Annotated in this window: 24 protein-coding genes; 18 read left to right on the forward strand and 6 right to left on the reverse strand. The window is 58.3% G+C overall.

The window, feature by feature from the left end; translation table 11 throughout:
* Window positions 1-17: 17 nt before the first annotated feature.
* The 4 genes from ACR0J8_RS09105 to coxB form a co-directional block, all read right to left on the reverse strand.
* The gene (locus tag ACR0J8_RS09105) at window positions 18-593 is read right to left on the reverse strand and encodes a cytochrome c oxidase assembly protein (protein WP_480524788.1); all 576 of its coding nucleotides are present in this window, start codon (window positions 591-593) and stop codon (window positions 18-20) included.
* A complete protein-coding gene (locus ACR0J8_RS09110; protein ID WP_170613250.1) occupies window positions 593-754 on the reverse strand; it encodes a hypothetical protein in 162 nt (53 codons plus the stop codon). The genes ACR0J8_RS09105 and ACR0J8_RS09110 overlap by 1 nt, the downstream gene beginning before the upstream one ends.
* A complete protein-coding gene (cyoE, locus tag ACR0J8_RS09115; RefSeq protein ID WP_170613252.1) occupies window positions 751-1707 on the reverse strand; it encodes a heme o synthase in 957 nt (318 codons plus the stop codon). Before cyoE ends, ACR0J8_RS09110 begins: the two co-directional genes overlap by 4 nt.
* Before the next feature lie 84 nt (window positions 1708-1791).
* Window positions 1792-2703, reverse strand: coding sequence for a cytochrome c oxidase subunit II (gene coxB, locus ACR0J8_RS09120; protein ID WP_480524791.1), 912 nt, complete (start codon window positions 2701-2703; stop codon window positions 1792-1794).
* Window positions 2704-2879: 176 nt separating this feature from the next.
* Between coxB and tldD the strand changes: the two genes are divergently transcribed.
* The 5 genes from tldD to ACR0J8_RS09145 all read left to right on the forward strand — a co-directional run bounded on the left by tldD (window position 2880) and on the right by ACR0J8_RS09145 (window position 9911).
* Window positions 2880-4301, forward strand: coding sequence for a metalloprotease TldD (gene tldD / locus ACR0J8_RS09125; protein WP_480524792.1), 1422 nt, complete (start codon window positions 2880-2882; stop codon window positions 4299-4301).
* A 240-nt stretch (window positions 4302-4541) separates the two neighbouring features.
* Window positions 4542-5684 (forward strand): DNA-processing protein DprA, encoded by a 1143-nt coding sequence (gene dprA, locus ACR0J8_RS09130; protein ID WP_480524794.1) that lies wholly within the window; start codon window positions 4542-4544, stop codon window positions 5682-5684.
* A 172-nt stretch (window positions 5685-5856) separates the two neighbouring features.
* On the forward strand, window positions 5857-8478 hold the full coding sequence (gene topA, locus ACR0J8_RS09135; protein ID WP_480524796.1) for a type I DNA topoisomerase: 2622 nt from the start codon (window positions 5857-5859) through the stop codon (window positions 8476-8478).
* A gap of 102 nt (window positions 8479-8580) precedes the next feature.
* Window positions 8581-9285, forward strand: coding sequence for a CoA transferase subunit A (locus tag ACR0J8_RS09140; protein ID WP_170613262.1), 705 nt, complete (start codon window positions 8581-8583; stop codon window positions 9283-9285).
* Entirely contained in the window at window positions 9285-9911 is a 627-nt protein-coding gene (locus ACR0J8_RS09145) for a 3-oxoacid CoA-transferase subunit B (protein WP_480889798.1), read from the forward strand. The genes ACR0J8_RS09140 and ACR0J8_RS09145 overlap by 1 nt, the downstream gene beginning before the upstream one ends.
* A 41-nt stretch (window positions 9912-9952) precedes the next feature.
* Here ACR0J8_RS09145 and ACR0J8_RS09150 read toward each other — a convergent pair whose 3' ends face one another.
* Entirely contained in the window at window positions 9953-10819 is an 867-nt protein-coding gene (locus ACR0J8_RS09150; RefSeq protein ID WP_480524799.1) for a lytic transglycosylase domain-containing protein, read from the reverse strand.
* Between the two features lie 350 nt (window positions 10820-11169).
* Here ACR0J8_RS09150 and ACR0J8_RS09155 point away from each other — a divergent pair, with 350 nt between their 5' ends.
* Window positions 11170-11403 (forward strand): Flp family type IVb pilin, encoded by a 234-nt coding sequence (locus tag ACR0J8_RS09155; protein WP_480490470.1) that lies wholly within the window; start codon window positions 11170-11172, stop codon window positions 11401-11403.
* A 71-nt stretch (window positions 11404-11474) separates the two neighbouring features.
* On the opposite strand, the gene ACR0J8_RS09160 is transcribed toward ACR0J8_RS09155, so the two are convergent.
* The gene (locus ACR0J8_RS09160) at window positions 11475-11720 is read right to left on the reverse strand and encodes a hypothetical protein (protein WP_480490471.1); all 246 of its coding nucleotides are present in this window, start codon (window positions 11718-11720) and stop codon (window positions 11475-11477) included.
* On the opposite strand from ACR0J8_RS09160, the gene ACR0J8_RS09165 reads away from it, so the two are divergent.
* The 12 genes from ACR0J8_RS09165 (at window position 11707) to ACR0J8_RS09220 (ending at window position 23638) form a co-directional block, all read left to right on the forward strand.
* Window positions 11707-11946: a hypothetical protein gene (locus ACR0J8_RS09165; protein ID WP_480524801.1), complete on the forward strand. Its 240-nt coding sequence runs from the start codon at window positions 11707-11709 to the stop codon at window positions 11944-11946. The two genes, ACR0J8_RS09160 and ACR0J8_RS09165, sit on opposite strands and share 14 nt — an antisense overlap.
* A 250-nt stretch (window positions 11947-12196) precedes the next feature.
* Window positions 12197-13078 carry a Flp pilus assembly protein CpaB gene (gene cpaB / locus ACR0J8_RS09170; RefSeq protein ID WP_480524802.1) on the forward strand — a complete coding sequence of 294 codons (882 nt, stop codon included), beginning with the start codon at window positions 12197-12199 and terminating at the stop codon, window positions 13076-13078.
* 192 nt (window positions 13079-13270) lie between these two features.
* Window positions 13271-14677 (forward strand): type II and III secretion system protein family protein, encoded by a 1407-nt coding sequence (locus ACR0J8_RS09175; protein ID WP_480490474.1) that lies wholly within the window; start codon window positions 13271-13273, stop codon window positions 14675-14677.
* Window positions 14678-14694: 17 nt separating this feature from the next.
* Window positions 14695-15324, forward strand: a complete 630-nt coding sequence (locus ACR0J8_RS09180; RefSeq protein ID WP_170678138.1) for an OmpA family protein — start codon at window positions 14695-14697, stop codon at window positions 15322-15324.
* 197 nt (window positions 15325-15521) lie between these two features.
* On the forward strand, window positions 15522-16757 hold the full coding sequence (locus ACR0J8_RS09185; RefSeq protein ID WP_480524804.1) for a CpaE/TadZ family protein: 1236 nt from the start codon (window positions 15522-15524) through the stop codon (window positions 16755-16757).
* Between the two features lie 24 nt (window positions 16758-16781).
* Window positions 16782-18227: a TadA family conjugal transfer-associated ATPase gene (locus tag ACR0J8_RS09190; protein WP_170613282.1), complete on the forward strand. Its 1446-nt coding sequence runs from the start codon at window positions 16782-16784 to the stop codon at window positions 18225-18227.
* 12 nt (window positions 18228-18239) lie between these two features.
* Complete coding sequence (locus ACR0J8_RS09195; RefSeq protein WP_170678144.1) at window positions 18240-19208, forward strand: type II secretion system F family protein; 969 nt, start codon at window positions 18240-18242, stop codon at window positions 19206-19208.
* A 10-nt stretch (window positions 19209-19218) separates the two neighbouring features.
* Window positions 19219-20193 (forward strand): type II secretion system F family protein, encoded by a 975-nt coding sequence (locus ACR0J8_RS09200; RefSeq protein WP_480524806.1) that lies wholly within the window; start codon window positions 19219-19221, stop codon window positions 20191-20193.
* Between the two features lie 7 nt (window positions 20194-20200).
* On the forward strand, window positions 20201-20782 hold the full coding sequence (locus ACR0J8_RS09205; protein WP_170613288.1) for a tetratricopeptide repeat protein: 582 nt from the start codon (window positions 20201-20203) through the stop codon (window positions 20780-20782).
* A gap of 30 nt (window positions 20783-20812) precedes the next feature.
* Window positions 20813-21664 carry a tetratricopeptide repeat protein gene (locus ACR0J8_RS09210; protein WP_170613290.1) on the forward strand — a complete coding sequence of 284 codons (852 nt, stop codon included), beginning with the start codon at window positions 20813-20815 and terminating at the stop codon, window positions 21662-21664.
* 3 nt (window positions 21665-21667) lie between these two features.
* The gene (locus ACR0J8_RS09215) at window positions 21668-22213 is read left to right on the forward strand and encodes a prepilin peptidase (protein ID WP_170613776.1); all 546 of its coding nucleotides are present in this window, start codon (window positions 21668-21670) and stop codon (window positions 22211-22213) included.
* Window positions 22214-22330: 117 nt separating this feature from the next.
* A complete protein-coding gene (locus ACR0J8_RS09220) occupies window positions 22331-23638 on the forward strand; it encodes an ATPase (RefSeq protein WP_170613292.1) in 1308 nt (435 codons plus the stop codon).
* Window position 23639 lies beyond the last annotated feature (1 nt).

A 23639-nucleotide genomic window follows, 5' to 3' on the forward strand; every position in this document is an offset into this window, starting at 1 on the left:
TCCCTCACCTTAAGGCGTTAGTTCGTGTTTGTGTCTTCCTGCACGTCGAGGGCGGCATAGCCCTCGGGCAGGTCGATTTCGTAGAATGTATACGACAGAGTGATCGTATGAACATACTGTGCTTCGGGGTCTTCGACGATTTCGGGGTCGACAAAGAAGGTCACGGGCATCTCGACCCGCTCGCCCGGCTGCAATACCTGCTCGTCAAAGCAGAAGCAGGCGATCTTCTGGAAATACCCGCCCGCCGAGTACGGCGTCACGTTATAGGACGCCTGCCCGGCAATGGGTTTGTCGGTCGGGTTATATGCCTCGTAAAAGGCCAGCCCGGTTTCGCCGATGCGGACCTTCATCTCGCGTTCGACGGGCTTGAACTCCCACGGCATGCCCTTGGCCTTGGAGCCGTCGAAACGGATCGTGACCATGCGGTCGAGAATGTCATCAGGGGCTTGCTGAGCGACGCCGGTGGTGCCGCCAAAGCCGGTGACCCGGCAGAACCAGTTGTAAAACGGCACCGCAGCCCAGGCCAAACCGCCCATCAGGACGACCACACCGACCAGTTGCACAACCGTTTTTTGAGGACCCGACATCGCCATCAGTTCTGCACCTCGACAGCGGGACCCGTGAAGGAACTGCTGGAAACCTTGGCGATGGTCAGGCCGAAGATGATCACGATGAATGCGGCGAGGGTCAGCCCCACGCCCAGATTGCGGCTGAAACGGCGGTGGTGCAGTTCGTGGCTCTTGCGCAGGCTCATGACCAGCCTCCCAGCCCATAGGGCTTCAGCAGCGCTTCCACGAGAATGGCGCCGAAATGCAGGAACAGATACAGCAGCGACAGTTTGAAAAAGCCACGCTCGACCTTGAAATTGTCCGCCTCGGCATCGTCTTCGGTGCGGCGGGAAATCCGCCATGCGCCGCGCAGGAACAGCGCATTCAGAACAAGGGCGACGGTCAGATAGACCGGGCCGCCAATGCCCGAGAAGGCCGTGCCAACCGCTAGAATGGCCAGCAGCGCAGTATAGATCAGGATATGCACACGGGTCGCGCGTCGCCCATGAGTGACCGTCAGCATCGGAACACCGGCATCGTCGTAATCCGTGCGCATGAACAGGGCAAGCGCCCAGAAATGCGGCGGCGTCCACATGAAGGTCAGAGCGAACATCAGCCACGGCTCAAGCGTCATGGAGCCTGTGGCGGCAACCCAGCCGATCACCGGCGGGAACGCTCCGGCCGCGCCGCCGATCACGATGTTCTGCGGCGTCAGGCGCTTCAGCCACATCGTGTAGATCACGACATAGAAAAAGATGGTAAAGGCCAGAAACGCACCGGCAAAGATGTTCGTAGCCAGCGCCAGCATGATGACCGACATGCCCGACAACGCTAAGCCAAGCGCCATCGCCTCGCCCGGTTCAACCTTGCCGGACGGGATGGGGCGACCCTTGGTGCGTTTCATCACCTTGTCGATATCCGCATCCCACCACATGTTCAGCGCGCCGGAGGCACCGCCACCGATGGCAATGAACAGAATGGCGCAAAAACCGACCACGGGATTCACGGAAACCGGAGCCGCCAGCAGACCGACCAGCGCGGTGAACACGACCAGAGACATCACACGCGGCTTCAGCAGGGCGAAATAATCGCCAAAGCTGGCCTCGTCCGCGTATCCCTTCGCGGTCACGGTGCTGGCATTGAAGCTTGCGTCGCTCATTTCCGGTCCTTTGTGGGCGAAAGCTGCGCGATTAACGCGCAGCCTGCATGTTGTTTCAGGCGGGGCCAGCCCGCCCTGTCGCGTTTACTTGGCAGCAATCTGATAGGATTGCGGCAGGCCTGCATATTCGTCGATCGCACTCTTCAGCCATTCATCATAGGCTTCCTGGCTGACGACCTTGACGGTGATCGGCATATAGGCGTGGTCTTTGCCGCACAGTTCCGAACACTGGCCGAAATAGATGCCTTCCTTGTCGGCCTCGAACCACAGCTCGGCCAGACGACCGGGTACACCGTCCTGCTTCACGCCGAAGGACGGGATCGTCCACGAGTGGATCACATCGGATGCGGTCACCTGCATGACTACGACCTTGTTCACCGGAACGACAACCGCAGTATCGGTGGCCAACAGCCATTCATCGTCGCTGTAGCCTGCATCGGCCAGCTTGGCGCGCATCGCGTCGTCCAGAACAAACGGCGTCACATCCGCGTCAGCCGGGCGCGCGCCTTCGTCCAGTGTCGCCGGGTGGCCCAGCAGGTAGCTGTCGAACGCAAAGTCGTGATCGACGTATTCATAAGTCCAGTACCACTGGTTCCCAACAACCTTGATAACCACGTCGCCTTCGGGAATCTCCTGCTGCTTGAACAGAACCGGCAGCGAGAAGGCGCCAATGAAGACCAGAATCAGGATCGGGCCAAGCGTCCAGGCGATCTCGACCGGGGTGTAGTGAGAGAAACCGGCTGGCTTCGGGTTAACACGCTGATTGTAGCGCACGATGCAATAAAGCAGCAGGCCACCAACCAGCAAGCAAACGGCGGTGATGATGACCAGAATCATCCCATCCAGATCCCGAATCCCTTCGGCCAGGCTCGTGGCGGGGGGCTGGAAACCCATGCCACCATCGACCGGCTTGCCGATAATCTCAAGCTCCTGAGCCATGGCGGGAAGGCTGGAGAGGGCTGTCATAAACCCCGAAAGCATCAAAGCATTCTTCATTTTCTGTCCTGATCGTTTGATCTTTGCGTCCCTGGCGAAAAGGTGTGAATCGGCCACACCTCTCCCGTTGTCTTTGGCCGCGTTAAAAACCATATTCCTGCGGGTAGATAAAGCAAAATGCTTGCGTCAAACAGACGCTATTTTTGATCTGGATCAAACCGGAAAGGTCCCAAGCCATGTCAAACGACCCGTTTCGCCCCTTTGAAACCGCAATTCCGCATGATGAAGCGCTTGCGGTGCTGCAATCGGCAACGGCGGGCGCCGAGGATGGCGAGCTGTTCGTGGAACGCCGCAAATCCGAATCTCTGGTCTTTGATGACGGTCGCCTGCGCACCGCGTCTTATGATGCGTCCGAAGGATTCGGACTGCGCGCCGTGCAGGGCGAAGTTGCCGGATATGCGCATTCCACGGACGTTTCGATCCCCGCGCTGAAACGGGCGGCCGAGACCGCGCGGCTGGCGGTCGGGGATGGCGGTGGCACGCTGGCCGAGGCACCGCGGGCGACCAACAAGCGGCTTTACACAGATGAGGATCCGATCGAAACCGCCAGCTTTCCGGTCAAAATCGAGACGCTGCGCGAGATTGATGCGTTTTCCCGCGATCTCGATCCCCGGGTGGTTCAGGTCAGCGCAACCATCGCAGCCGCAGTGCAGGAGGTTGAGATTCTGCGCCCTGATGGCGTTCTGGTGCGCGACGTGCGCCCGATGACCCGTCTGAACATCTCGGTCATCGTGGAGCAGAACGGACGCCGCGAAAGCGGTTCAGCCGGTGGCGGTGGCCGTATCGGTCTGGATGGGCTGATCGATCCGGCGGACTGGCAGGACAAGGCGCGCGAGGCATTGCGGATCGCTCTGGTCAACCTGGACGCAGTCCCTGCCCCGGCCGGTGTGATGGAAGTGGCCCTTGGCCCCGGCTGGCCCGGTATCCTGCTGCACGAGGCGATTGGGCACGGGCTTGAAGGGGATTTCAATCGCAAGGGCAGTTCGGCCTTTGCCGGGCTGATGGGGCAACAGATCGCGTCCAGGGGTGTGACTGTGGTCGATGACGGCAGCATCGCGGACCGGCGTGGCTCGATCACTGTGGACGACGAAGGCACGCCCAGTTCCCGCACGGTGCTGATCGAAGACGGAATACTGACGGGGTATATGCAGGACCGCCAGAACGCACGGCTGATGAATGTTGCGCCCACCGGCAACGGGCGGCGGCAAAGCTATGCGCACAAGCCAATGCCACGCATGACCAACACGATCATGCTGGGAGGCGATGCGGACCCTGCTGCCCTGGTTGCGGACATCAAGGACGGAATCTGGGCCGTGGGCTTCGGCGGTGGTCAGGTGGATATCACCAACGGCAAGTTCGTTTTCTCCTGCACCGAGGCGTATCGGGTCGAGAACGGCAAGATCGGTGCACCGGTCAAGGGCGCGACGCTGATCGGGGATGGTCCTTCGGCCCTGAAGCGCATTCGCGGGCTTGGGAATGACATGGAGCTGGACCCGGGCATGGGAACCTGCGGCAAGGACGGGCAATGGGTGCCTGTGGGGGTCGGCCAACCAACCGTTCTGATGGATGGCCTGACCGTGGGCGGATCGGCCGCCTGAGCGGGAATCAATTGGAAACTCAAGGGCGCAGGGTTAACACTGCGCCTGATTTTTTGATTTCTGCATTGGAATGACCGCGAACTGCGCAAGGAAAGATATCTCGGATTTTCTTTTTACTTTCCAATTGTTATTCCGCAACCAAAGTACACCACCTGTGAAAATGGCATCTAATTTTCAACGATTCACAGGCTGTTAACCCCGCATCCCGTAAACCAGTTCTGCAATCAGGCGGAGCAACGGATGACTGAAGAGCAGCTTTCTTCCTATCACCCCCCACTCCCACCCACCACGGAAGAGGACCGGTTTTCCTGGCTCCGTCTGTTGCGCTCACGCAAGGTTGGCCCGGCAACATTCCGGCGACTGTTGTGCGAACATGGCTCGGCGCAGAATGCGCTGGCCGCGTTGCCGGAAATGGCACGCGCCGCCGGGATCGAAGACTATGAAATATGCCCACCCGGCGTGATTGAGGCGGAGCTCAGGGCTGCAAAAGCCGCAAAAGCGCGGCTTCTGTGCCTTGGGGCCGCTGACTTCCCCGCTTCCCTGTCGACCCTGTCTGACGCACCCCCGATGCTGTGGGCCATCGGTGACATCAGCGTACTGGCAAAACCGGCAATTGCTTTGGTCGGCGCGCGCAACTGCTCGTCCCTCGGGGGGCGCATGGCCCGGAACCTGGCGAAAGAGCTTGGGGCGTGCGGTTATACGGTCGTCTCAGGCATGGCGCGCGGCATCGACACATCCGCGCACATCGCGTCGCTGGACACCGGAACGGTGGCTGTTCTGGCAGGCGGGGTCGACGTTGTTTATCCGGCGGAAAATACCGATCTTGCGAACGATATTGCACGCAAGGGCCTGCGATTGTCCGAACAGCCGATGGGGGTGACGCCGCAGGCACGGCATTTCCCGCGGCGCAACCGCATCATCTCGGGCCTCGCGCAGGCGGTTGTGGTGGTCGAGGCGGCGGCAAAATCCGGCAGTCTGATCACGGCGCGGGACGCGCTGGATCAGGGGCGCGAGGTTCTGGCCGTACCCGGCCACCCGTTCGATGCCCGCGCCGCCGGGTGCAACCTGCTGATCCGCGATGGCGCCACGCTGGTCCGTTCTGCGCAAGACGTGATTGACGCACTGCCGCCGCAACAATCTGTGGCAGAGGCGCCGGAACTTCCGCTAAGCCTTCAACCTTCGTCTGACGCCCCTGCAATGCCAGAGGCGTCAGTCTTGCAGGCCGAAATTTTGGCGCGGCTGGGTCCTTCGCCGGTGGCCGAAGACCAGTTGATCCGGGACATTGCCGCCTCGGCCGAGGCCATCGCCCCGGCCTTGCTGGATCTGGAACTGGACGGACGAATCCAGCGGCAGGCGGGCGGCCTGCTTTCGCGAGTAGCCTGATCACCGGCTTTTGCGCGGCCCCGTCTGTTTGAAGAAATTTGGCCCGGCCAGAGCGCTGAAATTGCGGGAAAAACAAGATGCGGCAAGGTACGCATTGACAATTCGATCTTGCCGCACACATTTTGCACCGCCATACAAAGCGCAAAGCCTGTCGAGCAAGGATTCATCTTAAATGCCTGTAGTTGTTGTAGAATCTCCGGCCAAAGCAAAAACAATCAACAAATATCTGGGCCCCGACTACACCGTTCTGGCCTCGTACGGCCATGTACGCGACTTGCCGCCGAAGGACGGATCGGTTGATCCAGAGCATGAATTCTCGATGAAATGGGAAGTCGGCAATGACAGCCGCAAGCACGTCAAGGCCATCGCCGACGCGCTTAAAGACGACAATGCGCTGATCCTGGCCACTGACCCCGATCGCGAGGGCGAAGCAATCAGCTGGCATCTGCAGGAAGCGCTGACCAAGCGGCGCTCGATCAAGAAAGACACACCGGTCAGCCGGGTTACATTCAACGCCATCACAAAAGAGGCTGTGACTCAGGCGATGCAGAACCCACGTCAGGTGGACATGCCGCTGGTCGAGGCTTATCTGGCCCGCCGTGCGCTGGATTACCTGGTGGGGTTCAACCTGTCACCCGTTCTGTGGCGCAAGCTGCCCGGCGCGCGGTCGGCTGGCCGGGTGCAGTCGGTCTGTCTGCGGTTGATCGTCGAGCGCGAGATGGAGATCGAGGCGTTCAAGCCGGTCGAATACTGGTCGGTGCGGGCCTTGTTCGAAACGCCCCGCGGCCAGACCTACGAGGCCCGGCTGGTCACGCTGGCCGGAAAAAAGCTGGACAAGCACGATCTGACCAATTCGACTCAGGCCGAATTGGCAGTTCAGGCCATCACCAGCCGCGCGCTGAGCGTGACATCAGTCGAGGCCAAGCCTGCCGCCCGGAATCCAAGCGCGCCGTTCATGACATCCACGCTGCAGCAGGAGGCCAGCCGCAAGTTCGGCATGGGAGCCCGCCACGCGATGCAGGTGGCGCAGCGGCTGTATGAGGCGGGTTACATTACTTATATGCGGACTGACGGCATCGACATGGCGCCCGAAGCTGTGACTGCCACCCGCGACGCTATCGCCGACCGATATGGCGCGGAATACGTGCCAGACAGCCCGCGCATGTATAAGAACAAGGCCAAGAACGCTCAGGAAGCGCATGAATGTATCCGCCCGACGGATATGTCGCGCGATGCCAAGGCGCTGAAGGTCACGGATGAGGATCAGCGCAAGCTTTATGATCTGATCTGGAAACGCACCATTGCCTGCCAGATGGCGGCCGCCCGGATGGAGCGGACCACGGTCGAGATCGGCAGCGCCGACGGTCAGGTCGGTCTGCGCGCCACCGGGCAGGTGGTATTGTTCGACGGTTTCATGCGCGTCTATGAAGAGGGCCGCGATGACGTCACGGATGACGACGAAAAGCGCCTGCCCCAGATCATGAAGGGGGACCCTGCCCCGTTTGCCAAGACCTCATTGCTGGATCAGCACACCAAGGCCACGAGCGATGACAAGGCCGCCATCCTGTCCGAGAACGAAGCCGTTCTGGCCCTGCAACATCACACCCAGCCGCCCCCGCGCTATACCGAGGCCACTTTGGTCAAACGGATGGAGGAGCTGGGGATCGGGCGCCCTTCAACCTACGCCAGCATTGTGACGACGATCCAGGACCGGGAATATGTGCGCAAGGACAAGAACCGGCTGATCCCTGAAGAAAAGGGCCGCATCGTCACCATCTTCCTGCTGAATTTCTTCCGACAATACGTGGGCTATGAGTTCACCGCCAATCTGGAAGAACAGCTGGACGACGTCAGCGCCGGGGATCGCGACTACAAGGATCTGTTGGGCAAGTTTTGGCGCGAGTTTTCGGCTGCAATCGGCGAGACCTCGGAGCTGCGCATTTCGGAAGTGCTGGACAAGCTGGACGAAGCGCTGGCACCGCAGCTTTATCCGCCGCGCGAGGACGGGTCGGATCCGCGGATCTGCCCGAAATGCGGCGTGGGGCAATTGCACCTGAAGACGTCGCGCACCGGCGGATTCGTCGGGTGCGGCAACTACCCGGAATGCACGTATACCCGTCCGATCGCCGGTGAAGGCGCGGAAGGCGACGAACGTCTTCTGGGCGAGGACGCGGGTGATGAGATCTGGCTGAAGTCCGGCCGCTTTGGTCCTTATGTCCAGCGTGGCGAGCCGACGCCGGAGAACAAGAAACCCCCCCGTGCGTCGCTGCCGCGCGGCTGGAGCAAGGATGACATGGATCTGGACAAGGCGCTGACCCTTCTCAGCCTGCCCCGCCAGATCGGCGAACACCCCGAAGGTGGAATGATCAGCGCGAATTTCGGTCGCTTCGGGCCTTACCTGATGCATCAACTGGCCGATGAAGCCAAACCGGTTTATGCCAACCTCAAAGACCCTAATGACGTGTTCGAGATCGGGATGAACCGGGCCGTGGAACTGCTGGCCGAAAAACGGGCCAACCCCGGTCGGGGCCGTAGTGCGGCAGCCAAACCGCTGAAGGAACTGGGCGAGCATCCCGATGGCGGCGCGATGCAGGTTCTGGACGGGCGCTACGGGCCTTATGTGAAATGGGAAAAGGTCAATGCGACCATTCCCAAGGACGTAAAACCCGAAGACGTGACGCAGGAAATGGCCGTTGAACTGGTCAACGAGCGGGCGGCCAAGAAGGGCACCAAGAAAAAAGCTGCGCCAAAGAAGAAGGCCGCTGCCAAGAAGACAGCCAAGAAGGCGGGCTGAGACGGGGCTAGGTAGAAATACCATTGCCCTCTGGTTTCATTGACTTCCCCGTGACGTGGCGGCACAACCTGCCGCATCACCATGTCATTGGGGGAGTTTTCCATGAAGAAAATCTATGCCAATGCCACTGAAGCGCTCGATGGGGTGCTGTCGGATGGCATGCTGATTGCGGCGGGCGGTTTCGGCCTGTGCGGTATTCCCGAACTGCTGCTTGAGGCGATCCGGGAATCGGGCGCCAAGGATCTGACTTTTGCCAGCAACAACGCCGGGGTCGACGATTTCGGTATCGGCATCCTGCTGCAGACGAAGCAGGTCAAAAAGATGATCAGCTCGTATGTCGGTGAAAACGCCGAATTCATGCGCCAGTACCTGAGCGGCGAGTTGGAGCTGGAGTTCAACCCGCAAGGCACTCTGGCCGAGCGTATGCGAGCCGGCGGCGCGGGCATCCCCGGCTTTTACACCAAGACCGGCGTGGGCACCGTGATTGCCGACGGCAAGGAACACAAGGACTTCAACGGCGAGACCTACATCATGGAGGAAGGCATTTTTGCCGATCTCGCCATCGTCAAGGCCTGGAAGGCCGATGACACCGGCAACCTGATTTTCCGCAAGACTGCACGCAACTTCAATGTACCTGCCGCGACCTGCGGCAAGATCTGCATCGCTGAAGTTGAAGAGATCGTGCCGCGCGGCTCGCTCGACCCGGATGGGATCCATCTGCCCGGCATCTACGTGCACCGCATCATTCAGGGTAGCCACGAAAAGCGCATCGAACAGCGCACCACCCGCAAGAAGGAGGACGCATAATGCCCTGGGACCGCAATCAGATGGCCGCACGCGCGGCGGAAGAGCTGGAAGACGGCATGTATGTGAACCTCGGCATCGGCATTCCGACGCTGGTGGCGAACTACGTGGGTGACAAGGACATCACTCTGCAATCCGAGAACGGCATGCTGGGCATGGGTCCATTCCCGTTCGAGGGTGAAGAAGACCCCGACCTGATCAACGCGGGCAAGCAGACGATCACCGAGCTGTCCCGCACGTCCTACTTCGACAGCGCCACGTCCTTTGCCATGATCCGGGGCGGCAAGATCGCTGCGGCGATTCTGGGTGCCATGGAAGTGGACGAAAAGGGCGATCTGGCCAACTGGATGATCCCCGGCAAGCTGGTCAAGGGTATGGGCGGCGCGATGGATCTGGTCGCCGGCGTCGGTCGTGTGATCGTGGTCATGGATCACACCAACAAGCATGGCGACTCAAAAGTGCTGAAGGAATGCACCTTGCCGCTGACAGGTAAGAGCGTAGTGGATCGCATCATCACCAATCTGGGCGTGCTGGATGTGGTTGAAGGCGGCCTGAAGATTGTCGAACTGGCCGACGGTGTCAGCGAAGACGATATGCGGGCCTCGACCCAGGCCACGATCGTCGGCTGATTGACCTGATATTGAATGGCCCGCCGACTCGCGGGCCATTTTCAGTTTAGCGTTTGAAAAACGCAGCCATCCGAGATCAGTTCCGGCGGGGTCGAGCACAACGCGCGCGCCACCTGAAACGCTGCAAGCACTTTTGGCACGTAATCGCGGGTTTCCGCATAAGGCGGCACACCACTGTGTTTGCGAACGGCCCCTTCGCCCGCATTATATCCGGCCAGCACCAAAATCGGGTCGTTTTTGAATTCCCCCATCAGCCAGTTCAGGTATTTCACACCACCCGCGATATTCTGCGAGGGCTGAAAACTGTCCTCAACACCGAACCTTTCGGCCGTGGCGGGCATCAGTTGCATCAGTCCTTGCGCACCGGCTGAACTGACAGCATCCGCCCGGCCGGCCGATTCCACGGAAATCACCGCAAGGACAAGTGCCGGGGAAACCTTGGTTCCCACTGTCGAGCGCAGAATGTCGATCCCCTGAAGCTGCGCGATGTTTTGAAGGGTCTGCAAACGTGGTGAAGCAACATTTGTGGATGAAAGCGCATTGATCGCCATATCCAGCCGCCCTGCCCCGGCTTCAGCCAGCTCCGGCGAGATCTTGTCCCAGAAGGCTGTGTAGGAACCGACGGGCTTTTCTGGGCTGTTCGTCCCCGGCAGGTTCTCAGGCGGAAGCGCGGTGCGCTTGACCACTTCAGGCGTTTCAAGCTCGGCCCCGGTGCTGGGGGCAAAAGGCTGGGATGCATGTTCTTCAGCCGTGATCTGAACGGTGATGCGCGGGCGTGTTCCGGGCTTTGGCGCCTTGATCCTTTTATAGACGCCTCTCGGCTCGATATCGGCGGCGATCACCGGAACCGTGCCCGATATCAGAAATGCCGACACGCCGGCGCATGTGATTGCGTACCGGAGATTCATTTTTTGCCTGCCTCTTGTTTTCTTTTGACGAATTTGAACCTCGAATCCGGCCGCAAGGCCAGAAAAACAAAGCGAATTGGGGCAATTTCGCCTCATTTGGCGCAATTTTGCATCTCTTGCGAAGGTCAATACCGTCACGTTGAAAATTTTTTTTGTTCTTTTTCAATTAGATATCGAATTCGTGACCAAAAAGTTAAGACGAAGCGCAAAAAAACTGTGTTTGGCCCAATTCCTGCCACGCACAACAGTCAAACATATATCCATACCGAGACGGTCATGAGCGGACTGAGAGAGAAAGCTCTGAAAGACGCCAAGGTTAATTGACTTAGATCCTTTAGGAGGGACGTAACATGATCAAGTTCATCAAGAACTTCCGCAAAGACGAAGACGGCGCCGTGACAGTTGACTGGGTCGTTCTGACCGCAGCAGTCATCGGCCTGGGCACCGTGGCCTACCAGCAGATCGCCAACGGCGCACAGGGCATGGCAACCGACGTGAACGCCGCGCTGAGCAGCGCAACCATTAACACCGGCACCAGCGATGGTACCGTTTCAGGTGGTATCACCGGTTCGGGCACCAACTAAACCAGACAATTCCCAGAACTGGAAACAGGCCGCGCCAACACTGGCGCGGCTTTTCTTTTGGAACCGTGAACTCAAGAACCGGCCAGGCAAGGCATCGGCGATTTGGCAACCGAGCGAAAATCAGGCGCGGTCACGGCCATGCGCACCTCAAAGAAATCCAAATACGTCATATTATTCAATGTTTTGCCCAATTCACGCCATTCCGGCAAAGCAAAACATAATGTGTGCATCAGCAAAGGTTGTACATGAACAGATTCTATTGGTCGGTTCTGCCCCGACCCTGCTTTACTGGAGCGACCCGCAATGATCAGGTTCACGAAAACCTTTATCACCTCTGAAGACGGTGCTGTCACCGTCGACTGGGTCGTTCTGACTGCCATAATCATTGCGCTTGCGACACTGATTTACTTCGGTATCCAGACAGCAACCATCAGCCTGAGCGGGAACACCAGCTCGGCGATGTCCAGCGGGACCATCAGTACCGGATCCAACAACGCGCCTGGCGGGATCGTTGTTTCAGGGACCGCGGGCGGCGGTAGCTGAGCTACTGCCTAAGGTTTCCAAGCATAGTTCAGCCAACTCTGGGCTCTTCACGCTGGACGTTTGAAACGTAGCCCCCCGGGGCCTGCGCTTGACCTGAGTGTGTTGCCAACTCGCCCTACAATCGTGGAACAGTGATAGAAATGTCTTCTTTGTCCTACATTTCGACACAATTCCTGTTTAGGAAATAAGCTGTTTCAAAGTTTCCCACTGGCCGAAATGACTCTGGCCATCGAAAATATGAGGTGCGCGCATGCGAGCTGTGTTTGGTCTTGTTCTGATCGTCGGGGTGGCTCTGGCCGGCGGCGCGGTTTACATGGCGCGCAACTATATCGCCGCCTATCAGGATGCTCTCGCACGCGAGCGTTTGGCAGCCCAGGAAGCTTTGGCAAACGCGAACGTCAATGTAATTCCGACCGTCAGCGTCATCGTGTCCAACCGTTCGCTAAAGTATGGCGAACGCGTAAAGGAAGAAGATGTGCGTATCGTCGATTGGCCCGAAAACGCGATCCCCGAGGGCACATTCACGGAAATGACCGTCCTGTTCCCCGAGACCGGAGACAATGAGCGTTATGTCATGAGGGCCATGGAAAAAGACGAAGCTATCATGGAGGTCAAGATTACCCGGCCGGGCGAAGCCGCGGGTCTGACCTCGCGCCTGGAAAAAGGCAAGCGGGCCTTTGCCATCAGCGTTGATGTTGCGTCCGGCGTATCCGGATTTCTGCGCCCAGGAGACGACGTCGACATTATCTGGACCGGCTCGTTGCGAGGCACGGTCGAGGGTGCCAGCGGTGAACTCACACGTTTGATCCTTCCTAGTATCAGACTGGTTGCTATTGATCAGTCCGCAGGCTCGGACGTCACGGGCACAACGATTGCACGTACGGTCACGGTGGCCGTTACACCGGAACAGGCCATCTCGCTGGCCCAGGCCCAGAGTACCGGCCGCCTGTCCCTTGCCTTGGTTGGGGTCGAGGACGAGGCCATCACCGCGGCAATCGAAGTCGACCAGCGAAAACTGTTGGGTATTAAAGAGGCGGCGCCTGCTCCGAAAAAAGCCCAGGAAAGAGTGTGTACGATCCGGACTCGCCGCGGCGGAGAGATCGTCGAAACCCCAATTCCCTGCACAAACTGACGTTAAATCAGAGCGTTACGGACTTGAGTCGCGCAATCTGCGCGGCTCTTTCTATTTTGATTGTTGCCCATTCCCCACATAAGGAACAATCCAGAAACCATTGATTATTGCAATAAATTCTGAATTCGCGCAGTGTTTCGTATTAGAGGGCGATAGACCCAAAAACGAGGCGTGATCGGAGAGGCAGGTCACATGACAATACGTTCCTGGATCAGCGCAACCCTGCTGGGGTTGGCGCTTGTTGTGAGCCCGGTCGGCGATGCCGCCTGGGCACAAAATATTCGCGTGGTTAAAAAAGGCACAGCGGAAACGCTGGATGTCCCTATGAATCGCGCAATTGTTGTTGAGAGTGAAGAGCCGTTCGCAGAACTGAGCATCGCCAACGCGGGTATCGCCGACATCTCGTCGCTTTCGGACCGCACGATCTATGTTCTTGGTAAGGCTCCTGGCATCACAACGCTGACGTTGTTCGATGGCGTCGGCAATCTGATCACGAACGTTCGCGTTCGTGTGGCACCGGATGTGACCGAATTCAAGGAAAGGCTGCGCCAGATCCTGCCCGATGAGCGGGTCGAGGTGCGTACGGCAAATGACGGCATCGTGCTGTCCGGTACCGTGTCCAGCTCGGCAAAGCTGGCCCGCGCGCTGGAACTGGCGGAGCGTTATGCCCCGGAACGCGTTTCGAACCTTATGAGCGTTGGCGGCGTGCAGCAGGTCATGCTGAAAGTCCGGTTTGCAGAGATGAACCGCTCGGTCGCCAAGAGCCTGTCAGCATCGCTGGGCTTCGGTGGCGGCGATGTGACCGGCGGTATCAACACGCTGAACAACTCGCTGGCATTGCAGAACGCACTGAGCAACAACATTCCCGCCGTGCAGTCCAACACAGGTGCGATCCTGTTTGGATTTGGCGCAGGTTCGACCCAGGTTCGCCTGTTGCTGGAGGCCCTTGAGGCCAAAGGCCTGGCCCGCAGCCTGGCTGAACCCAACCTGTCAGCACTGTCCGGGCAAGAAGCGACATTCCTGGCCGGCGGCGAAGTACCCATCCCGGTTCCGCAGGACGATGGTGTCGTTACCATTGAATACAAGGCCTTCGGTGTCGAAATAGACTTCATCCCACGTGTTGTCGACGGCGATCTGATCAATCTGGAGATGGCCGCGTCTGTCTCGGCGATCGATAACAGCTCGAACTTCACGATCAATGGCGACAACGTTCCAAGCTTTATCACACGCCAGACCAGCACGACGGTTGAACTGCGCGACGGTGAGAGCTTTGCTATCGCCGGGCTGATCCAAGACAACTTTGCCGACCTGAACAACCAGATCCCGTGGCTTGGCGATGTGCCTGTCCTGGGTGCCCTGTTCCGGAGCGCCGAATACCAGCGCGAGCAAAGCGAACTGGTTATTATCATCACCGCACATCTTGTGTCGCCGACGCGGGGTGAGGCCCTAGCTCTGCCCACCGATCGGGTCAAACCGCCCAGCGAATTCGATCTGTTCGTGAATGGCAAGACCGCCCGGACAACACGTGCCGGTGCAGGCGCCGCAACAGAAGTGGCCAAACAGGGCTATGGCAGCTCTTACGGCTACGTCCTGGATTGATGAGGAGGATAGGACCCATGCAAAAGTGGATGATGACACTATGTCTGTCGGTCGCTGTCGCAGGCTGTACACGGGAAGCGGGCTACGAAATCGATTCGGGCGCTTTCGGCAACGCAACTCTCAACAATATCCAGGTGATGAATGGTGAGTTGTCCTATGCCCAGATCCTGGCTCAGCGGTTTGCGGCCGAGGTTCCAACCCAGATCAATTTTGCCTTCAACAGTTCGCAACTGGATGCTTCGGCACAGCGAATCCTGGCGCAGCAGGCGGATTGGATCAAGCAATTCCCTGAGGCTCGGTTCCGCGTGTACGGCCACACGGATGCTGTCGGCTCAACGGCCTATAACAAGGCTTTGGGTCAACGGCGCGCCAATGCTGCGGTTGCCTTCCTGATTCAGCAGGGCATCTCGCGATCGCGCCTAGAGGCCGTTGTGTCCTTTGGCAAAGCGCGCCCGCTGATCGACACGCCAAACCGGGATCGGCGCAACCGCCGTACCGTGACCGAGGTGTCGGGCTTCTTGGATCGCGATCCGCTGATTCTGGACGGCAAGTACGCCCAGGTCGTCTATCGCGAGTATGTTGCGAGCGCGACTTACGCAACACAACTGAGCAGCGCAACAAACCTTGGCGTTACATCCGAACAATAAACTGGTTTTGGGCGACATCGTCGCCCAATTCCCTACAATTTGTTCTTTTACGCCCAATTCTCGCCCAACTTCCAAGAGACGTTGTCAACAATTGGGTGACCTGCGGCCAGATTTGACCGCATCGGGGCGACAGCCAATCCGACCAGACCGCTTGTGTTTGTAAGATTTGCCAAGCCCTCACTACGAGGATTGTGTTAATGACAAGCGCCGCGCCGCAAGACGAAAATAACGCCATTCTGGCCTGCACAATCAGCCGTGATGTCCAGAACTTCGATCTGTTGATCGAAGACATGGAAGTTGCGCTGGGTGAACGCTGGGGCGATCTTGGATTTGCTGAGGCACTGGCTTTTTTCGGCCAGCCCGAGGCAGATTCTCTTGAATTTGTGGCACTTGCAATCGACGGGGAAGACGAAGACAACCTGACGCTGATGGGTGAAATCATCACCCGCGCCAAGGACAAGAAAATCAAAGTTGTTCTGATCGCCGAAGATGTCACACCTGCGTTGCTGCATCAGCTGCTGCGCAAAGGTGCCGATGAATTTGTCCCGTACCCGCTGCCCGAAGGCGAGTTGCAGGAAGCCATCGAGCGCATGAAACAGCCCGATCCGGTTGCCGCGCCCCAGGCGGCGGCAGTTCCGCTGACCCAGGGCGAATCAAAAGAAGGCGCGCTGTTTGTGGTGCACGGCCTGGCCGGAGGCGTAGGTTCGACCACTCTGGCGGTCAATCTTGCCTGGGAACTGGCTACGGTTTCGGACAAAGAAGCACCGACCGTCTGCCTGATTGACCTGGATCTGCAATTTGGCACAGTTTCCACCTATCTGGACCTGCCGCGTCGCGAGACAGTGTTTGAAATGCTGTCGGACACGGCGTCCATGGACGACGATGTTTTTTCCCAGGCGCTGCAGACATATGAAGAAAAACTGCAGGTTCTGACCTCGCCTTCCGACATTGTGCCGCTGGACCTGATTACGCCGGAGGATATTCAGCGCGTCATCGACACCGCACGCAAGCATTTCGACTATGTGGTCGTGGATATGCCAAAAACGCTGGTGCACTGGTCCGAAACGGTGCTGGCGGCGGCGCATGTCTATTTTGCACTGATCGAGCTGGATATGCGGTCCGCCCAGAACGCGCTGCGCCTGAAGCGTGCCTTGCAGGCCGAGGAGCTGCCCTTCAACAAGCTGCGCTTTGCATTGAACCGGGCGCCAAAATTCACGGATCTGAACGGCAAGGGCCGGGTCAAGCGCATGGGCGAAAGCCTGGGAATCTCCATCGATCTGCAACTGCCCGAAGGTGGCAAACCTGTTCTGCAAGCCGGCGATCACGGCCTGCCGCTTGCAAAATCTGCCGCCAAGAACCCACTGCGGCGGGAAATCGCCAAACTGGCCAAGTCGCTTCACAGCCTGGGCTCGAGCAACGCGGAAGCCGCGTAACAACTTCTCAAGGGGACAGCCGTCATGTTTTCGAGATACAAGAAGCAGCCTGATGCGCAGCCGGTCAAGACTGCGGCCAAAGCCCCAGAGGCCGCCCCGGCCGCGGCAAACGCTCCTGCCTCTGCCACAACGGCGGTTGTCCGCAAACCGGTGCAAAAAAAGGCCGCCGAGGCCTCATCTTCCGACCGTGACCGCAAGCGCAAGGAACGCTTGAGTGAAATCAAGATCGATCTGCATCGCGAATTGCTTGAAAACCTGAACCTCTCGGCGCTGGAATCAGCCGCCGAGGCTGAGCTTCGGGCCGAAATCAGCGCCATTGCCAGCGAAGTTCTCGAATCGCGCAACATCGTTCTGAACCGCGAAGACCGTTCGCAGCTCAACAAGGAACTTTATGACGAGGTCACCGGGCTTGGGCCTTTGGAAACCTTGCTGCAGGATGACACGGTCAACGATATTCTGGTGAACGGACCGCAGCAGATCTTCGTGGAACGCGATGGCAAGCTTCAACTCAGCGACATCACCTTCAAGGACGAAAAGCACCTGATGCGGATCATCGACAAGATCGTGTCCGCCGTGGGTCGCCGGGTCGATGAATCCAATCCTTATGTTGACGCCCGTCTTGCTGACGGATCGCGTTTCAACGCCATGGTGCCGCCGATTGCGGTGGACGGATCTCTGGTATCCATTCGTAAGTTCAAAAAGGACAAGCTGGGCATCGATGATCTGGTCAATTTCGGTGCGTTCAGCGAAGAAATGGCTGCCTATCTTCAAGCTGCGGTGTCTACGCGCCTGAACGTTATCGTATCGGGTGGTACAGGTTCTGGTAAAACGACCACATTGAACGCCTTGTCCAGCTTCATTGACGACGCCGAACGCATCCTGACGATCGAGGATACAGCCGAACTTCAGCTGCAGCAGACCCATGTGGGCCGGATGGAAAGTCGCCCGCCCAACGTAGAAGGCAAAGGTGAGGTCAGCCCGCGAGACTGTCTCAAAAACGCCCTGCGGATGCGCCCCGACCGTATCATCGTGGGTGAGACGCGCGGTGCCGAGGTGATCGACATGTTGCAGGCCATGAACACCGGCCACGACGGGTCAATGACCACGATCCACGCCAACTCGGCCCGCGACGGGATCTCGCGTCTGGAAAACATGATCGCGATGGCCGGGATCGAGATGCCGATCAAGGCCGTGCGCAGCCAGATTGCCAGCGCTGTGAACCTGATCGTACAGGCCAGCCGCTTGCAGGACGGTTCGCGCCGCATGACATCGATCACCGAGATCACCGGGATGGAAGGCGATGTGATTTCCATGCAGGAAATCTTTCGTTTTCAACGTGTTGGCCTGACACCTGACAACAAGATTATCGGTCACTTCACCGCAACCGGCGTGCGCAGCCACTACTCCGAGCGCTTCCGTCTGTGGGGCTTTGACCTGCCCGCGTCCATTTACGACCCAACCACAATGTAGGAGATCAAGGATATGCAACTGCCTATGGAGGCATTGATCTATGTCGCGATCTTCGTGGGCGTTCTGGCCCTGGTCGAAGGTATCTACCTGGTCGCGTTCGGCAAATCCATCAGCCTTAACAGCCGGGTAAACCGCCGCCTCGACATGCTCGACAAAGGTGTCGGGCGTGAACAGGTTCTGGAACAGCTGCGCAAGGAAATGCAGCAGCATATGAAATCGCAGAGCATCCCGCTCTATTCCCTTCTGGCCGACAAGGCGCAGAAGGCGGCGATTGCGTTTTCGCCCCGTCAATTGATCATGATCATGTGCCTTGTATCCGGGGTCGCGTTCATGGGGCTTAGCATCGGCACAGCCACCGATACCGCCTTACGGGCGGCCATTTCCGTCGCAATCGGTGTTGGCAGCGTTTATGCGTGGGTGAACCAAAAGGCCAAGAAACGCATGGGCATGATCGAAGAACAATTGCCCGAAGCCGTGGAACTGATGGTTCGCTCGCTGCGTGTCGGCAACCCCTTCGTCTCAACGATTCAGGTTGTTGCCACCGAGGTTCAGGACCCGCTGGGAACCGAGTTTGGCGTCATCGCCGATGAATGCGCCTATGGCCGCGACGTTGGCGAAGCCTTGAAAGACATGGCCGAACGTCTGGACATGCAGGATTTGCGGTTTTTGGCGGTTGCCGTGGGCATCCAGCAGCAATCCGGCGGTAACCTCGCAGAGATTCTGGCCGGTCTTGCACAGGTTATCCGTGCCCGATTCCGCCTGTTTCGCCGCGTCAAGGCGATCACGGCCGAGGCACAGTGGTCCGGTAAATTCCTGTCGGCCTTCCCGCTGGGCTGTCTGGCTTTCATACTGGTCAAGGATCCCGGTTATTACGACGGCGTTCTCGACCATCCATGGTTCATTCCGATGTGTTTCTTTGTTGGCATCACGCTGACGCTGAACCTGATCGTCATGAAAATCATCACCAACATCAAGGTTTGAGGGCACGGCAATGGAATTCCTGACCCGCATCAATGACTTGCTGACCGAGCATCTGGGCGAGTTCGGACCACTGATCGTGGTCGGTGTTCTGGGGTTGTTCATGATCCTGGTCACTATCCCTCTGATGCTGAACCAGCCCGAGGATCCGCTCAAGAAGTTACAGCGTTCGAATGCCGCGCCCAAGAAGGGAAAAAAGGCCAAGAAAGACCAGTTGCGGAACGCCGGTCGGAACGAGCAGCTTGAAAAATTCGCGACCTTTCTGGAACCGAAAGATCAGGAAGAGCTGTCGGCAATGCAGCTCAAGCTGCGGCAGGCAGGGTACCAGACCAAGGATGCGGTGCGGTTTTTCCACTTTGCACAGTTCTCCCTTGGGATCATCGGCATCATTGTCGGCGTTCTGCTGGTAACGGTGTTCGCGGGAACGCAGGAATTCACCACCCAGCAAATTCTGGTGCGCGTGCTGGTGCCCGGCGGTGTCGGCTACATGATCCCCAAATACTGGATCACGCGCCGCATCGAAGAGCGGAAAGAGAAGATTACGCAAGCCTTTCCCGACACGCTTGACCTGATGCTGGTCTGTGTGGAGGCTGGTCAGTCCCTCGATCAAGCCATAGTCCGGGTGTCCAACGAAATGAAAGCCTCGTACCCCGACATTTCGCAGGAGTTCGAGATCGTCGCTTACGAAATGAAAGCGGGTAAGGACAAGGATACCGTCCTGCGTGACTTTGGCACCCGTTGTGGCGTGCAGGACGTCAACTCGTTCGTCACGGTGATGATCCAGTCGGCGACTTTTGGTACATCAATTGCAGAAGCCCTGCGGGTGTATGCGGGCGAGATGCGCGACAAGCGCGTCATGCGCGCGGAAGAGGCTGCGAACAAGCTGCCAACCAAAATGACGCTTGTCACAATGGGACTGACAGTTCCGCCTTTGCTGGTTATTCTTGTCGGGCCTTCGGCAAACGTTATTTCGACTTTCGGCCGGTAGTAACCTGATGAACCCATTTCGATGCTGCGCCCGGACCGGGCTCCGCCGCATCTTTCAGGTCACCCTGGTTTTCGCCATGGTGGCCTCTTGCACAGAGACCGATCGTTCCGGCGATCTGGAGGCTCCGGGCATTGACGCCGGAGGACAGGCCGAGGACGAAATTGAGGTTGGAAACCGGTTGATGGCCGCCGGCGAGTACGAACTGGCGCTCAAGTCCTTTACCCGCGCCGCTCTGGAACAGGGGATGACGCCGCAAATCCTGACATCGATGGGCACGGCAAATCTGGGCCTGAAGCGCCTTGGCCAAGCCGAAACCCTGCTGAGACGGGCCGTCAAGGATGATACCGATTGGCCGGTGGCCTGGAACAATCTGGGCGTTCTGCTGATGGAAACCGGGCAATATCCGGAAGCGGCTCAGGTGTTTCAGCGCGCTTATGCGCTGGACAATGGCGAAAGTGACGCAATCCGCGACAATCTGCGGTTAGCACTCGCAAAAATGGAAAATCCTGATAATAATACCTCACAAGAACAAGAATATACGCTGGAGCAGCAAGGCGACGGGCAATTTACGCTTCGCAAGCTCCCGTAACCAGAGGCAAGAGCAGTAAAGGACGCAAAAATGCGCCAACAATTCTTGATTCCGTCGATCGTCATATGCGGATTGATTGTATCGGCATGCGCCAAAGAGACCGAAGAAGAAAAGGTCGAGCGTACATTTCAGGAAGTAAACGTCATTGATGAAACCAATCTGAATGACGTGTTGCTGAGTGCGGCCGACCCGAACGAGGCGGTCACATATTTCCACAATGCGGCCACCAAGAACCCTGATCGCATCGACCTGCAGCGGGGTCTGGCGATATCCCTGTCACGCGCCAAACGCACAACCGAAGCTTCTACCGCGTGGAAGAAGGTTACAGGCATGAAAGGCTCGACCAACGCGGACAAGGTCGAGTATGCAGACGCTCTGGTTCGCGGCGGCAACTGGAAAGAGGCCGAGGCTGTGCTGGATTCGGTTCCACCCACATTTGAGACATTCAAGCGCTATCGTCTCGAGGCGTTGGTGGCGGATTCGCAGGAAAGCTGGAAGCGGGCGGATCATTTCTACGAAACCGCCGTGGGCCTGACGACGCGCCCGGGCAGTGTGATGAACAACTGGGGTTATTCCAAGCTGACACGCGGCCAGTATGCCGAGGCCGAACGCCTGTTTACTGAAGCGATCCGGCACGACAAATCCCTGTTCACCGCCAAGAACAACCTTGTCCTGGCCAGATCGGCCCAGAGAAACTACACCATGCCGGTTATTCCGATGACCCAAATCGAGCGCGCCCAGTTGCTGAATACGATGGGGATCTCGGCGGTCAAGCAAGGCGATGTGAACACGGCCAAGAACCTGTTCCGCGAGGCCATTGCCACCCACCCGCAACATTTCGACGAAGCCGTCCGTTCGCTGCGTGCGCTCGAGGAAGCCTGATTGATGCATATCCCTGCGGTTGCAGCTGCGTGGTTCCTGCCATTTGTGCTGCCAATCTGCTTTTACGTCGCTTTCACTGATATGCGTGAAATGCGGATCAAGAATCACGCGGTTCTGGCGCTGGCGATTGTTTATGTCGTCATCGGTCTGTTTGTCCTGCCGCCGTGGTCGCAGGAGTGGTTAAGCGGGAATATTGGCCCCCTATCCGTCACTTTGCCCCTCTATCTGTGGCAACTGCTGCATATTGTCATTGTTCTGCTTGTTGGCATCGTCCTGAACGCGGCAGGGGTCATGGGTGCGGGAGACGCCAAGTTCCTGGCTGCGGCCTCTCCTTTCGTCTGGTTTGCCGACGCTTTTATCCTGTTGGCCGTTCTGACAGCGACCCTTCTGGCCGCCGTGGCAACCCATCGTCTGGCCAAAAACACCCGTCTGCGCAGCATCGCACCGCATTGGGAAAGCTGGGACCGTGGCCGGCAATTTCCAATGGGTCTGGCCCTGGCAGGCGCTTTGGCCATGTATCTGATTTTGGGAACTGTTTACGGTTCGTGAACTATCATCAGCGCGCCTTGCCCCCGCCTTGGTCCTGCCACAAAGGCGGGCCAAATTTTCCGCAAGCGGCCCTTTCAGGGCCCGTTGACGTGAAACCGGGATAGACGAGCCACGCTCATGAATATGCAGACCACTTCCGTTATGGCCCCCCCTGCCCCAAAGGGGCTGGGTGAAATGCAGCTTCCGCTGGTGATGATGCGGGACATTTTGCTCAAGACGATCTTTCGCAAGAACGTCGACACCGTGTCCGAGATCGCCGCAGCCATCTGTCTTCCGGGTTCCGTTACGCAGGAACTGGTTGATATCACCCGCGATCAGAAACTGCTTGAGGCGACCGGCACCCTGAACGCCAACAGCGGCAACGAAATGGGGTACCAACTGACCGATGCGGGAAAGGCGCGTGCGCTGGACGCGTTGAGCCAGTCGGAGTATTTCGGCGCCATGCCAGTACCGCTGGACGTGTATCGCGAGCAGGTCAAGCGCCAGTCGATTCGCAACATTCAGGTTACGCGTGAACAACTGACCGGTGCGATGGGTCATCTGGTTCTGCCCGACAGCCTGCTTGACCATTTGGGCCCGGCGGTCAGCGCCGGCCGGTCGATCCTGATGTATGGCCCGCCGGGCAATGGTAAATCCTCGATCTCGAACGGTATCCGCGACGCGCTGGGGGACAATGTCTATGTGCCCTGGGCCATCGAATATGCCGGGCAGGTGATCACCGTCTATGACCCGATCGTCCATACCGCCATCGAACAGGAACCCGATGACCCCAACAGCCTGCGCCGCCGCAAACGGTTCGATTCGCGCTATGTTCAGTGCGAGCGCCCGACGGTTGTGACCGGGGGCGAACTGTCTCTCAGCATGCTTGATCTGGTCTACAACCCGACCGCGCGCACCTACCAGGCGCCGCTGCAGTTGAAATCGACAGGTGGCATCTTCATCGTCGACGACCTTGGCCGTCAGGCGGAACCACCTCAGGCGCTGGTCAACCGCTGGATCGTTCCGCTGGAAGAAAACAAGGACATCCTTGGCCTTCAATCGGGTGAAAAGTTCGAAGTTCCCTTTGACACGCTGGTCATCTTCTCGACCAACTTCCACCCGAACGAGATCTTTGACCAGGCCGCCCTGCGCCGTATCTTCTTCAAGATCAAGATCGACGGTCCGAACCAGGAAAACTTCCTGAAAATCTTCGCCATGGTTGCCCGCAAACGCGGCATGCCGCTGGACGAGGCCGCGCTGGTGCATCTGTTGAAGGTCAAATACCCCACGATCAACAACATCTATGCGAACTATCAGCCGATCTTCCTGATCGACCAGATGATCGCGATCTGCGAATTCGAAGGCATCCCCTATCAGATGAGCCCCGACCTGATCGACCGGGCCTGGGCAAACATGTTCGTCAAGGACGAGAAAATCGTCAAATAAC

This window comes from Ruegeria sp. N11 (genome assembly GCF_056531525.1).

Bases quoted from the DNA above. Each gene is read 5' to 3' on its own strand.
- ACR0J8_RS09105 (WP_480524788.1), bottom strand. From the start codon at position 593: ATGGCGATGTCGGGTCCTCAAAAAACGGTTGTGCAACTGGTCGGTGTG.
- ACR0J8_RS09110 (WP_170613250.1), bottom strand. From the start codon at position 754: ATGAGCCTGCGCAAGAGCCACGAACTGCACCACCGCCGTTTCAGCCGC.
- cyoE (WP_170613252.1), bottom strand. From the start codon at position 1,707: ATGAGCGACGCAAGCTTCAATGCCAGCACCGTGACCGCGAAGGGATAC.
- coxB (WP_480524791.1), bottom strand. From the start codon at position 2,703: ATGAAGAATGCTTTGATGCTTTCGGGGTTTATGACAGCCCTCTCCAGC.
- tldD (WP_480524792.1), top strand. From the start codon at position 2,880: ATGTCAAACGACCCGTTTCGCCCCTTTGAAACCGCAATTCCGCATGAT.
- dprA (WP_480524794.1), top strand. From the start codon at position 4,542: ATGACTGAAGAGCAGCTTTCTTCCTATCACCCCCCACTCCCACCCACC.
- topA (WP_480524796.1), top strand. From the start codon at position 5,857: ATGCCTGTAGTTGTTGTAGAATCTCCGGCCAAAGCAAAAACAATCAAC.
- ACR0J8_RS09140 (WP_170613262.1), top strand. From the start codon at position 8,581: ATGAAGAAAATCTATGCCAATGCCACTGAAGCGCTCGATGGGGTGCTG.
- ACR0J8_RS09145 (WP_480889798.1), top strand. From the start codon at position 9,285: ATGCCCTGGGACCGCAATCAGATGGCCGCACGCGCGGCGGAAGAGCTG.
- ACR0J8_RS09150 (WP_480524799.1), bottom strand. From the start codon at position 10,819: ATGAATCTCCGGTACGCAATCACATGCGCCGGCGTGTCGGCATTTCTG.
- ACR0J8_RS09155 (WP_480490470.1), top strand. From the start codon at position 11,170: ATGATCAAGTTCATCAAGAACTTCCGCAAAGACGAAGACGGCGCCGTG.
- ACR0J8_RS09165 (WP_480524801.1), top strand. From the start codon at position 11,707: ATGATCAGGTTCACGAAAACCTTTATCACCTCTGAAGACGGTGCTGTC.
- cpaB (WP_480524802.1), top strand. From the start codon at position 12,197: ATGCGAGCTGTGTTTGGTCTTGTTCTGATCGTCGGGGTGGCTCTGGCC.
- ACR0J8_RS09175 (WP_480490474.1), top strand. From the start codon at position 13,271: ATGACAATACGTTCCTGGATCAGCGCAACCCTGCTGGGGTTGGCGCTT.
- ACR0J8_RS09180 (WP_170678138.1), top strand. From the start codon at position 14,695: ATGCAAAAGTGGATGATGACACTATGTCTGTCGGTCGCTGTCGCAGGC.
- ACR0J8_RS09185 (WP_480524804.1), top strand. From the start codon at position 15,522: ATGACAAGCGCCGCGCCGCAAGACGAAAATAACGCCATTCTGGCCTGC.
- ACR0J8_RS09190 (WP_170613282.1), top strand. From the start codon at position 16,782: ATGTTTTCGAGATACAAGAAGCAGCCTGATGCGCAGCCGGTCAAGACT.
- ACR0J8_RS09195 (WP_170678144.1), top strand. From the start codon at position 18,240: ATGCAACTGCCTATGGAGGCATTGATCTATGTCGCGATCTTCGTGGGC.
- ACR0J8_RS09200 (WP_480524806.1), top strand. From the start codon at position 19,219: ATGGAATTCCTGACCCGCATCAATGACTTGCTGACCGAGCATCTGGGC.
- ACR0J8_RS09205 (WP_170613288.1), top strand. From the start codon at position 20,201: ATGAACCCATTTCGATGCTGCGCCCGGACCGGGCTCCGCCGCATCTTT.
- ACR0J8_RS09210 (WP_170613290.1), top strand. From the start codon at position 20,813: ATGCGCCAACAATTCTTGATTCCGTCGATCGTCATATGCGGATTGATT.
- ACR0J8_RS09215 (WP_170613776.1), top strand. From the start codon at position 21,668: ATGCATATCCCTGCGGTTGCAGCTGCGTGGTTCCTGCCATTTGTGCTG.
- ACR0J8_RS09220 (WP_170613292.1), top strand. From the start codon at position 22,331: ATGAATATGCAGACCACTTCCGTTATGGCCCCCCCTGCCCCAAAGGGG.